The 11,201-nt window shown below is 71.6% G+C and carries 12 protein-coding genes; 6 read left to right on the top strand and 6 right to left on the bottom strand.

What is annotated here, in order from left to right; translation table 11 throughout:
• Nucleotides 1–84: 84 nt before the first annotated feature.
• Both ACLIYP_RS26620 and ACLIYP_RS26615 read right to left on the bottom strand, forming a co-directional pair.
• Nucleotides 85–1,359 (bottom strand): PP2C family protein-serine/threonine phosphatase, encoded by a 1,275-nt coding sequence (locus ACLIYP_RS26620; RefSeq protein WP_412715644.1) that lies wholly within the window; start codon nucleotides 1,357–1,359, stop codon nucleotides 85–87.
• Between the two features lie 168 nt (nucleotides 1,360–1,527).
• On the bottom strand, nucleotides 1,528–2,658 hold the full coding sequence (locus ACLIYP_RS26615; RefSeq protein WP_412715643.1) for a C40 family peptidase: 1,131 nt from the start codon (nucleotides 2,656–2,658) through the stop codon (nucleotides 1,528–1,530).
• 414 nt (nucleotides 2,659–3,072) lie between these two features.
• On the opposite strand from ACLIYP_RS26615, the gene pstS reads away from it, so the two are divergent.
• From pstS to pstB, 4 genes are all read left to right on the top strand, one after another.
• A complete protein-coding gene (gene pstS, locus ACLIYP_RS26610; protein WP_412715642.1) occupies nucleotides 3,073–4,200 on the top strand; it encodes a phosphate ABC transporter substrate-binding protein PstS in 1,128 nt (375 codons plus the stop codon).
• Nucleotides 4,201–4,338: 138 nt separating this feature from the next.
• Nucleotides 4,339–5,334: a phosphate ABC transporter permease subunit PstC gene (gene pstC, locus ACLIYP_RS26605; RefSeq protein WP_412715641.1), complete on the top strand. Its 996-nt coding sequence runs from the start codon at nucleotides 4,339–4,341 to the stop codon at nucleotides 5,332–5,334.
• Nucleotides 5,334–6,410, top strand: coding sequence for a phosphate ABC transporter permease PstA (gene pstA / locus ACLIYP_RS26600; RefSeq protein WP_412715640.1), 1,077 nt, complete (start codon nucleotides 5,334–5,336; stop codon nucleotides 6,408–6,410). Before pstC ends, pstA begins: the two co-directional genes overlap by 1 nt.
• A 32-nt stretch (nucleotides 6,411–6,442) precedes the next feature.
• Entirely contained in the window at nucleotides 6,443–7,219 is a 777-nt protein-coding gene (gene pstB / locus ACLIYP_RS26595; RefSeq protein WP_410537881.1) for a phosphate ABC transporter ATP-binding protein PstB, read from the top strand.
• A 137-nt stretch (nucleotides 7,220–7,356) separates the two neighbouring features.
• Here the strand turns inward: pstB and ACLIYP_RS26590 are convergent, their stop codons facing one another.
• Together ACLIYP_RS26590 and ACLIYP_RS26585 are read right to left on the bottom strand one after the other, a co-directional pair.
• Nucleotides 7,357–8,352 carry an inorganic phosphate transporter gene (locus ACLIYP_RS26590; RefSeq protein WP_412715639.1) on the bottom strand — a complete coding sequence of 332 codons (996 nt, stop codon included), beginning with the start codon at nucleotides 8,350–8,352 and terminating at the stop codon, nucleotides 7,357–7,359.
• A gap of 5 nt (nucleotides 8,353–8,357) precedes the next feature.
• A complete protein-coding gene (locus ACLIYP_RS26585) occupies nucleotides 8,358–8,978 on the bottom strand; it encodes a DUF47 domain-containing protein (protein ID WP_093658665.1) in 621 nt (206 codons plus the stop codon).
• Between the two features lie 204 nt (nucleotides 8,979–9,182).
• Between ACLIYP_RS26585 and ACLIYP_RS26580 the strand changes: the two genes are divergently transcribed.
• On the top strand, nucleotides 9,183–9,503 hold the full coding sequence (locus tag ACLIYP_RS26580) for a metal-sensitive transcriptional regulator (RefSeq protein WP_093658663.1): 321 nt from the start codon (nucleotides 9,183–9,185) through the stop codon (nucleotides 9,501–9,503).
• A gap of 98 nt (nucleotides 9,504–9,601) precedes the next feature.
• Here ACLIYP_RS26580 and ACLIYP_RS26575 read toward each other — a convergent pair whose 3' ends face one another.
• Nucleotides 9,602–9,790 (bottom strand): hypothetical protein, encoded by a 189-nt coding sequence (locus tag ACLIYP_RS26575; protein ID WP_093658661.1) that lies wholly within the window; start codon nucleotides 9,788–9,790, stop codon nucleotides 9,602–9,604.
• 126 nt (nucleotides 9,791–9,916) lie between these two features.
• Nucleotides 9,917–10,780: a hypothetical protein gene (locus tag ACLIYP_RS26570; RefSeq protein WP_412715638.1), complete on the bottom strand. Its 864-nt coding sequence runs from the start codon at nucleotides 10,778–10,780 to the stop codon at nucleotides 9,917–9,919.
• Nucleotides 10,781–10,866: 86 nt separating this feature from the next.
• Between ACLIYP_RS26570 and ACLIYP_RS26565 the strand changes: the two genes are divergently transcribed.
• Complete coding sequence (locus tag ACLIYP_RS26565; RefSeq protein ID WP_412715637.1) at nucleotides 10,867–11,049, top strand: hypothetical protein; 183 nt, start codon at nucleotides 10,867–10,869, stop codon at nucleotides 11,047–11,049.
• The last annotated feature ends 152 nt before the right edge of the window (nucleotides 11,050–11,201 follow it).

Below are 11,201 nucleotides of genomic sequence, written 5' to 3'. Positions count from 1 at the left end.
CTGAGCCGCCGGGACCGGGCCTCCACCGGAGCCGGCCGGGCCCGCCCGCCTGGGCGGGCCGCCCGGCCGCCGCCCGTCCGGGGGTCAGCCCCGGTCGAGCAGCATCACGGCCACGTCGTCCGTCAGCTCGTCGCCGTTCAGCTCCCGCACCTCGGCCAGGACGGCGTCCAGCAGTTCCTCGCCGCGCAGCCCGGCGGCCATCCGGTGCCCGACGATCCCGAGCATGCCCTCCTGGCCCAGGCGCTGCTCGCCCTGGCCGATCCGGCCCTCGATCAGCCCGTCGGTGTACATCATCAGGCTCCACGAGCCGCCCAGCTCCACCTGGGTGCGAGGCCAGCGGGCCTTCGGCAGCACGCCAAGCGCCGGGCCGCCGCCCTCCTCGTGGTGCGGCAGCAGCCGCGGGCCGCGCCCGCCGCCCGCCACCAGCGGCGCGGGATGCCCGGCCAGGCACAGCCCGGCCCGCCGGCCGTCCGGCGCGATGTCGACGGTGCACAGCGTGGCGAAGATCTCGTCGCTGGAGCGCTCGTGCTCCAGCACCCGCTGGAGGGTGCCCAGGAGCTGGTCGCCGCAGAGCCCGGCGAAGGTCAGCGCCCGCCAGGCGATCCGCAGCTCCACCCCCAGCGCCGCCTCGTCCGGGCCGTGCCCGCACACATCGCCGATCATGGCGTGGACGGTCCCGTCCGCGGTGCGCACGGTGTCGTAGAAGTCGCCGCCGAGCAGCGCCCGGGAGCGTCCGGGCCGGTAGCGGGCGGCGAACCGCAGCTCCGAGCCGTCCAGCAGCGGGGTGGGCAGCAGCCCGCGCTCCAGCCGGGCGTTCTCCTGGGCCCGCAGCCGCGACTCGGTGAGCTGCCGCTGGGCCAGGTCCGCACGCTTGCGCTCGACCGCGTAGCGGACGGCCCGGCTCAGCACCCGGCCGTCCAGCTCGTCGCGGAAGAGGAAGTCCTGCGCCCCGACGCGTACGGCCTCGGCCGCGCGCTCGGCGTCGTCCTCGGCGGTGAGCGCCAGCACCGCGTGCCGGGGCGCCAGCCGCAGCACCCGGCGCAGTATGTCCAGCTCGTCCCCGCCCTCCTCCTGCGCGCCCCCGGCGGTGCTGCCGTCGGAGAGCGCCAGGTCGAGCAGGATGCAGTGGACGTCGTCGGTGAGCAGCCGCTCGGCCTCGGTGAGGTTGCGGGCGGTACGGACCCTCACCCGGCCCCCGGAGGCGTCGAGCAGCTCGGGGATGGCCAGGGAGCCCGCCGGGTCGTCCTCGATGACGAGCAGGGTCAGCCCACCGGGGGACCCGGCGGAACCGGGAGGACCGGAAGGACCGGGGGAACCGGCCCTCGGACCGGCGGACTGCCGCGGCAGCGCCACGGTCATCACCTCGTCGCCCATCGATACGGGCATGCCGAATTCCTCTTCCCTCCCCCCGAGGGCACACAGGCGTCAGGGTGGAGACGCCCCGGGCGACCATAGCGGCCCCGGGGCCCTGCACGGAATGCCTTGTGGCATATGCCAAATGGCCGACGGGTAACCAACCGAGACAGTCTACGCGTCAGGCCGCACCACACCGAGGATCGGCAGCGAGCCCGCACCGGCGGTGGTGATCTGCCGGCCGGTCCGCGGCGCGTGGACCATCACGCCGTCGCCGACGTACATGCCGACATGACTGGCGTCACGCTTGTAGACGATCAGGTCGCCCGGGCGCATGTCGGTGATGTCCACCCGCGGCAGCAGCCTCCACTGCTCCTGCGAGGTGCGCGGAATCCGCAGGCCCGCCGCCTCCCAGGCACGCAGTGTCAGACCCGAGCAGTCGAAGGTGCCCGGACCCTCGGCACCCCACTCGTAGTCCTTGCCGATCTGGGCCATGGCGTACTTGAGGGCCTTCCCGCCGCGCGCCGAAGCCCGCTGGTCGATCTCCTCCAGCACACCGGACTCCAGCCAGCGCGCCTGCCGGGCCCAGGCCGCCTCGTCCTCCAGCTCCCGCAGCCGCTCCAGCTCGTCGGCCTCCAGCCGCGACTCCAGCTTCTCGGCCTTCGCCAGCTCGGCCTCGACGTCCTTCTTCGCCCCGGCCTTCCGCCTGCGGTCCGCCTCCAGCTTCGCCCACCGGCCGGTGGCCTCGTCCGCGTACTCGTCCAGGTCCTCGTTGGCCGTCCGCAGCTTCGCGATCACCCCCCTGGCCGCCCGGTCGCCCTTGCGGAGCAGGCCGAGGTCGCGCAGGAAGTCCTCCGGATCGCCGTCGAGGACCAGCCGCGCGGAGGGCGGCAGACCGCCGCCGCGGTACTGCGCGCGGGCCATCGCCCCGGCCCGGTCCGTCAGATCGTCCAGCTGCCCCCGGGTCCGCACGATCGCCCGGGCCAGCCGTACGATCTCGCGCCGCTGCCTCTCGGCCCGCTCGTCGGCCGCGTTGTACTCCTCGGTGGCCGATTCCGCCCTGTCGTGGAGCTTCTCGATCTTCTTGCGGAGCTCCTCCAGGCGCGCGGCGGAGCCCTCGCCGGAGTCCTCGCCCGGCTGCCCGGCCTCCCCGCCCTCCGGGATCGGCAGCGAGGGCGACGGCGAGGCCTGGGCGCCGGTCCTCCCCCTCGCGTCCGGCCCGCCCGGTTCCGCCCGGGCCGCTCCCGCCGGCACCACCAGCAGCGCGAACTGCGCGCACACGAGCGCGCAGACGGCCGCCCCCACGGACACGGCCCCCGCCGACGGCCTTCCACGGCGTGCCGTACCGGCGCCGCCCCCCTGCCCTTCCACGCGTCTCCCTTCCACGCACGCCACACGGTCCCTACCCGCGCGTAACGATTCCCAGCCGGGGATGGTGCCACGTCGGCCACTTCGGCAACAGAGGGCACGGCCGGCCCGCGCCGGCCGCGCACCGGCAGCCGCACCGGCGGCCTCGTCAACTGCACCGTCCGCCGAGGTTCACCTCTCGTTCACTCTCGGCCGCCGGGCGCTTCACCTGTCCTGCCTAATTTCGGCCTCATGGGGAGCGCGCCCGGTCGCCGGCGGACGCGGACCGCCCCGCATGCTGAATGACGAGACCCGGACACACCTCACCGCTTGCCGTCCCCACCGGCGGGCCCCAGGAAGGAACTGAACGAAGTGAAGCTTCAGCCCACCAACCGGCTCCGCACGCTCGCCATCGGCGCCGCCGTGGTTTCCAGCGCACTGGTCCTGAGCGCCTGCGGCTCGGACGACAACACCGGGGGCGGCAACGAGGGCGGCGGCGCCAAGGCCGCCGGCAACATCAAGTGCGACGGCGAGGGCAACCTCCTCGCGTCCGGCTCCAGCGCCCAGAAGAACGCGATGGACATCTGGGTCAAGAACTACCAGGCGGCCTGCGAGGGCTCCGCGGTCAACTACAAGCCCACCGGCTCCGGCGCGGGCATCCAGGAGTTCCTCCAGGGCAAGACCGGCTTCGCCGGCTCCGACTCGGCCCTGAAGGAGGAGGAGGTCGAGCAGTCCAAGAAGGTCTGCGAGGGCGGCCAGGGCATCAACCTGCCGATGGTCGGCGGCCCGGTGGCCGTCGGCTACAACCTGGCCGGCGTGGACGACCTGGTCCTGGACGCCGAGACCATCGCCAAGATCTTCGACTCGAAGATCACCCAGTGGGACGACGAGGCGATCAAGAAGCTGAACCCGGACGCCAAGCTGCCGTCCACCAAGATCCAGGCCTTCCACCGCTCCGACGAGTCCGGCACCACCGACAACTTCACCGAGTACCTGCACGCCGCCGCGCCCGACGCCTGGAAGTACGAGCCCGCCAAGGCGTGGGCCGGCAAGGGCGGCCAGTCGGCCGACGGCTCCTCCGGTGTGGCCACCAACGTCAAGAACAACGACGGCGCCATCGGCTACTTCGAGCTGTCCTACGCCGACGGCAACAACATCCCGACCGTGAAGCTGGACACCGGCGCCGCCGAGCCCGTCGAGGCCACCGTCGACAACGCCACCAAGGCCATCGCCGCCGGCAAGGTCGTCGGCGAGGGCGACGACCTTGCCATGGAGCTGGACTACGCCACCAAGGCCGACGGCGCCTACCCGATCGTCCTGGTGACCTACGAGATCGTCTGCGACAAGGGCAACGACAAGCAGTCCCTGGAGCTGACCAAGTCCTTCCTGACCTACGCGGCCAGCGAGGACGGCCAGGGCGCGCTGGCCGACGCCGGCTACGCCCCGATCCCCGACGAGATCATCACCAAGGTCCGCGAGACCATCTCCTCCCTCTCCTGACGCAGCAGGCGGCCGGCCCCGCACCCCAGCGGAGCCGGCCGCCCGGCCGCGTCCGCACACGAAACCGCCCCGCACACGAACGACCCATCCGGTGCACCGCCGCCAGGGGATGACACCCCTAACCAGACCGGAGAAACCATGGACATAGCACCCACCGCCTCCGCAGCCCCGCAGAGCCCACCACCGAAGGGCCCCTCCGGCAAGGACTCCGCCACCCGCCCGGGTGACCGGATCTTCCTCGGCCTCTCCCGGGGCTCCGGCATCACGCTGCTGGTGATCATGGCCGCCATCGCGGTCTTCCTCACCTGGCGCACCCTGGTCGCCCTCGCCGAGAACGAGGGCAACTTCCTCACCACCTTCGAGTGGAGCGCCAACGCCGACCCGCCGGTCTTCGGCATCGCGGTCCTGGCCTACGGCACGATCGTCAGCTCGATCATCGCGATGGTCCTCGCCGTCCCGGTGGCCGTCGGCATCGCCCTGTTCATCTCGCACTACGCGCCGCGCCGGGTGGCCACCCCGCTGGCGTACGTGGTGGACCTGCTCGCCGCCGTCCCCAGCATCATCTACGGCCTGTGGGGCGCCCTGTTCCTGGTGCCGCACCTGACCGGCCTGTACGAGTGGTTCGACCAGTTCCTCGGCTGGACGGGCGTCCTCTCCTACGACGGCGGCGCCCCGCGCTCGCTGTTCACCGTCGGCATCCTGCTGGCGATCATGATCCTGCCGATCGTCACCAACGTCAGCCGCGAGGTCTTCAAGCAGTCCCCGAAGATGCAGGAGGAGGCCGCGCTCGCGCTCGGCGCCACCCGGTGGGAGGTCGTCAGGATGGCCGTCCTGCCCTTCGGCCGCTCCGGCGTGATCAGCGCCTCGATGCTCGGCCTGGGCCGTGCGCTGGGCGAGACGATGGCGGTCGCCACCGTCCTCTCCCCCAGCTTCCTGATCAACGTCAGCCTCCTCAACCCCGGCGGCGGCACCTTCGCCCAGAACATCGCCGCGGGCTTCAAGGAGGCCGGCGACATCGGCCGTGACGCCCTGATCGCGTCCGGCCTCGTCCTGTTCGTCATCACCCTTCTGGTGAACGGTGCGGCCCGGCTGATCATCGCCCGCCGCAAGGAGTACTCGGGGGCGAACGCCTGATGAGCAACGCAGTCATGGAGAAGCCCCCGGTCGCCGTGCCGCCCTCCGGCGGCACCCTCAAGCAGCCCCGCCTGCCGCGCTGGGCCCCCGTCGGCCTCGCCCTGCTCTCCGCGGGCGTCGGCGTGGGGGCCGGCCTGGCGTTCGGCCTGGCCAGCCGCATCCAGTGGGGCCTGATCGCCGCGATCGTCTACGTCGTGGCCACCTACGCCCTCACCACGGCCGTCGAGGGCCGCCGCCAGGCCAAGGACCGGCTGGCCACCAGCCTGATCTGGGTCAGCTTCCTGGTCGCCGTCCTCCCGCTGGCCTCCCTGATCTGGGAGACGATCGCACGCGGCACCAAGGTGCTGGACGGGTACTTCCTCACCCACTCCATGAGCGGTGTGATCACCCTCCAGCCCGGCGGCGGCATCTACCACGCGATCATCGGCACCGTCGAGCAGGTCGGCATCGCCACCCTGATCGCGGCGCCGATCGGCCTGCTGACCGCGATCTACCTGGTCGAGTACGGGCGCGGCAAGCTCGCCACGGCCGTCACCTTCTTCGTCGACGTCATGACCGGCATCCCCTCGATCGTCGCCGGCCTGTTCGTCCTGTCCTTCTGGATCATCATCCTGGACTTCGGCTACTCCGGCTTCGCCGGCGCCATGGCGCTGGCGATCCTGATGATGCCGATCGTCGTGCGCTCCACCGAGGAGATGCTCAAGCTCGTCCCCAACGAGCTGCGCGAGGCGTCCCTGGCGCTGGGCGTGCCCAAGTGGCGCACCATCCTCAAGGTCGTGCTGCCCACCGCGATCGGCGGCATCACCACGGGCGTCATGCTCGCCGTCGCCCGTATCGCCGGTGAGACCGCGCCGATCCTGCTGCTGGTGTTCGGCGCCCAGTCGATCAACAACAACCCCTTCGAGGGCGCCCAGTCCTCCCTGCCGTACTACGTCTACGAGCAGTGGGCAAACGGCAACGAGGCCTCCTACGACCGGGCCTGGGCGGCGGCCCTCGTGCTGATCGCCTTCGTGATGATCCTGAACCTGGTGGCCCGCGGCATAGCCCGCTGGAAGGCCCCGAAGACCGGCCGCTGACCGGCCGCACGAGCAGAAGAGAAGTGATTCCCATGGCCAAGCGCATCGACGTCAGCGGCCTCACCGCGTACTACGGCTCCCACAAGGCGATCGAGGACATCTCGATGTCCGTCGAGCCCCGCTCCGTGACCGCCTTCATCGGCCCGTCCGGCTGCGGCAAGTCCACCTTCCTGCGCACCCTCAACCGCATGCACGAGGTCACCCCCGGCGGGCGGGTCGAGGGCAAGGTGATGCTCGACAACGAGGACCTGTACGCCGGCGGTGTCGACCCGGTCTCCGTCCGCCGCACCATCGGCATGGTCTTCCAGCGCCCGAACCCGTTCCCCACCATGTCGATCTACGACAACGTGGCGGCGGGCCTGCGGCTCAACGGCTCCTACAAGAAGTCGCAGCTCGACGACGTCGTCGAGAAGTCCCTCAAGGGCGCCAACCTCTGGAACGAGGTCAAGGACCGCCTGAACAAGCCCGGCTCCGGCCTCTCCGGCGGCCAGCAGCAGCGGCTGTGCATCGCCCGCGCCATCGCGGTCGAGCCGCAGGTGCTGCTGATGGACGAGCCGTGCTCCGCGCTCGACCCGATCTCCACCCTCGCCATCGAGGACCTGATCTGCGAGCTGAAGGAGCGCTTCACGATCGTCATCGTGACCCACAACATGCAGCAGGCCGCGCGGGTGTCGGACCGCACCGCGTTCTTCAACCTGGCGGCGGTCGGCCAGCCCGGCAAGCTGATCGAGATCGACGACACCGAGCGCATCTTCTCCAACCCCTCGGTCCAGGCCACCGAGGACTACATCTCGGGCCGCTTCGGCTGATCCGGCCCGTCCCGGCCGTCTGCGGTGCTGCATGGCGGTGCCACCGCAAGACGAAACGCCCGCCCCCCGGCTCCCGGGGGGCGGGCGTCCCACGTTCCGGGCCCGCGGACGGCGGACGGCGGACGGCGGACAGAGCCTCAGCCCGCCACCATCTTCACCGCCCAGTAGCTGACCGCGGCCACCAGCGCGGCGGCCGGCATCGTGATGAACCAGCCGAGCACGATGTTCTTCGCGACGCCCCAGCGCACCGCGCTGACCCGCTTGGTGGCGCCCACGCCCATGATCGCGGAGGTGATCACATGGGTGGTGGAGATCGGGGCGTGGAACATGAACGAGGCGGTGTACATCACGGACGCCGCCGTCGTCTCGGCGGCGAAGCCCTGGGGCGGGTCCAGTTCGATGATCCGGCGCCCCAGCGTCCGCATGATCCGCCAGCCTCCGGCGTACGTGCCCAGCGACAGCATCAGCGCGCAGGAGACCTTGACCCAGATCGGGATCTGGCCGTGGTCCTGGACGTCCGCGATCACCAGGGCCATCACCACGATGCCCATCGTCTTCTGCGCGTCCTGCAGACCGTGGCCGAGCGCCATGCCCGCCGCCGAGACCGTCTGGGCCATGCGGAAGCCGCGCTTGGCCCGGTGCGGATTGGTCCTGCGGAACATCCACAGGATGACCACCATCACCAGGTAGCCGAGCAGCAGGCCGACCAACGGGGAGACGAACATCGGGATGACGATCTTCGAGAGCACCCCGGACCAGTACACCGCGATGCCGCCCGCCAGCGCCGCGCCCACCATGCCGCCGAACAGGGCGTGCGAGGAGGAGGACGGCAGGCCGAAGTACCAGGTGATCATGTTCCAGGTGATCGCACCGATCAGCGCCGCGAACAGGATCGCCATCCCGCTCTGGCCGTCCGGCGTCTCGATCAGCCCCTCGCTGACGGTCTTGGCGACGCCGCTGCCGAGGAAGGCGCCCGCCAGGTTCATCACCGCCGCCATCAGCAGCGCGGCCCGGGGGGTGAGCGCGCGGGTGGAGACGGAGGTGGCGATGGCGTTCGCCGAGTCGTGGAAGCCGTTGGTGTAGGTGAAGAAGAGCGCGACCCCGACGGTCAGTACGAGCGCGAAGGTGTCCACGTGGTTCAGGACTCCTTGACGGCGATGGTCTCCACCGTGTTCGCCACGTGCTCGAAGGCGTCGGCCGCCTCCTCCAGGACATCCACGATCTGCTTGAGCTTGAGCACCTCGATCGCGTCGTACTTGCCGTTGAACAGGTGGGCCAGCAGCCTGCGGTGGATCTGGTCGGCCTGGTTCTCCAGCCTGTTGACCTCGATCCAGTACTCGGTGAGGTTGGCCATCGTCCGCAGGTTCGGCATCGCCTCGGCGGTCAGCTCGGCCGCCCGGGCCAGGACCTCGATCTGCTGCTCGACCCCCTTGGGCAGCTCCTCGACCTGGTAGAGGACGACGAGGTCGACGGCCTCCTCCATGAAGTCCATGATGTCGTCGAGCGACGACGCGAGCCGGTAGATGTCCTCGCGGTCGAACGGCGTGATGAACGAGGAGTTCAGCTGGTGGAAGATCGCGTGGGTGGCGTCGTCACCGGCGTGCTCGGCAGCACGCATGCGCTCCGAGATCTCGGCCCGGGCCGAGGTCTCCGCCCCGAGCAGTTCCATCAGGAGTTTCGAGCCGGTGACGATGTTGTCCGCGGAAGCCGCGAACATGTCGTAGAAGCTCGTCTCCCTGGGGGTCAGACGAAAGCGCACTGGGATTCCTCGAGGTGCATCGTTGTCGGTCTCATGATGCTAGGCGCATCATCCGGCCACGTGGGACCGGCGTCCTTCAGTGTCACCCATCGGACCACACGCTCCGTACCCGGGGATCCAGCCTCTCATCACCACAGAACGGAACATTCGGTACCATATACCCAGTGGGGGTATTGATCCTCACGGCGACCACGGGAGGACCGTATGACGACCACCGACGCCCGTCCAGAGACCGCCCACGGACCGCACGGCTACGCCAAGGAGAAGGACGCCCACCTCAAGCGGCTGCGGCGCATCGAGGGCCAGATCCGCGGCCTGCAGCGCATGGTCGAGGAGGACATCTACTGCATCGACATACTCACCCAGGTCTCGGCGTCCACCAAGGCCCTGCAGTCCTTCGCCCTCCAGCTGCTGGAGGAGCACCTGCGCCACTGCGTGGCCCAGGCGGCCACCGAGGGCGGCGAGGAGATCGACGCCAAGGTGGAGGAGGCCACGGCCGCCATCGCCCGGCTGCTGCGCACCTGACGCCCGTTCCGTACCGCCCTGTTCCATTCCGTAGCGCCCCGTCCGGTCCTTCCCCGCTCCGGGACGCCGGCGGCCGGTGTGCGGCCGCCGGACCGCGCTCAGGGCCGCGGGCGGCCGCGGCCCTTGCGTTCGTGGTCGCGCCCGACCCGCAGCACCTCGTCGATGCGGGCGGGGCTGAGCCGGTCCTCGACCGCGGCCGACGCCGCGATCATCAGCTCCCCGTAGAGCTCGATCTCGTCGAGGGCCACGTGGTCCTCGGTCAGCGGACCCCTGTTCTCGCCGGACACACGCACCACCTCCTCCGCCTCCCCTGCGACGCACCCGAACTCAAGAGTAGGAAGAAGCGCGCCCCCGCGCATGGCACGTCCGGGCCATTTAGCGCCACCGCTCCCGGCTACGCGCCGGCGCACCACCTACGGTGCGGCGATCCTCCCGGTGTAGATGTCCTCCGGCCGCGGGAGTTCGACCTCCACCGGCACTCCGAAGCCGTACAGCGACGTGGTGGAGACCACCGCGGCCTCCTCCCCCCGCCTCCCCGGGGCGCCCGCCGCCTGCGGGAAGGAGAAGCGGTGGCGGACCTTCCGCAGCCTCCCGCGCTCGTCCACGTACGCGTCGAAGGCCACCGTCCGGTTCGAGAGCCCCTTCGCCGCCGCGGCCAACTGCCCGCGTGAGCGCGGCTCCGCCGCCGCGGCCGCCGCCGCGAGGTCCACGGTGCCCCGGTAGTGCCGCACCGTCTCGCCGTGCAGCCGCTCCTCCCCGTGGAACGACACCGACCGCACGCCGCGCAGCAGTTCGGCGGCGCTGATCGGATCCGTGGCGCCTCCCGTGACCAGGTTCCCGTCCGGGAGGGTCGCCGTGTCCACGCGCACCCACTTGCCGTCGGGCACGCCCGCGCCCCGGTTCCTCATGTACAGCGCGCCCGGTGTGACCAGTTCCACGACCCGGCGGCGCCCGCTCTCGCCGGTGGCCTCCCCCGGCAGCACCACCCTCAGCCGCCCCGTACGCCTGCCGTAGTCGAAGACGCCCGTGCCCCGGATGGTGACCCGGGTGCCCCCGTTGGTCATCTCCACCGCCGTACGCGTCCGGGAGGTGCCCGCCCCGGCCAGCGCCTCGGCCGCCCCCCGGACGGCGGCCCGCGCCTCGGCGGCGCTCACGTCGGCGGCGGCGGCGGTCCCCCGCCCGGAACAGCCCGCGGCCGCCAGCGCCGCCAGCACCGTCCCGGCGCAGACCGCCCCGACCGCCGCGGCCCTGCCCTTCCGCCCCCGCTGCACCACCATCGTCGATGACCCCCAAGCACGCGTATCGGAACCCGTTCCGACTAACGACGGCTCCGGGCCCCCGTCACGGCCGGTACCGTGACCGTGTGCAGCAGGACGACAGCCAGGGGGTGCCGCCCCAGCGGCAGGCACCCCCGCAGGAGCATCTGATCTCGACCGTGGAGAAGGGCCCGTTCTGCAGCGCGGCCTGCAGTTGCGGGTGGCGCGGGCCCGCCCGGCGGGCCCGCGGGCGCGCCCGTGCGGACGCCGCGGCCCATCGGGAGGCGTGAGCCGCCGGGAGACGCGCGGCCGGCCGGAGGGGCGGTCCCGGAGACGGCGAACGGCCGCCGGGGCGTGCGCCCCGGCGGCCGTGAACCTCCTCGAACGTCCCGGGCGTCCCCGGCGCCCTCAGGCGACCAGGTCCCGGTCGTACGGCCGCCGC

It is taken from the genome of Streptomyces nanhaiensis (genome assembly GCF_046614825.1).
GTDB classification, from domain to species: domain Bacteria; phylum Actinomycetota; class Actinomycetes; order Streptomycetales; family Streptomycetaceae; genus Streptomyces; species Streptomyces radiopugnans.
Note: the sequence above shows the minus strand (reverse complement) of the source record. Positions and strands in the feature narration are given on the sequence as shown.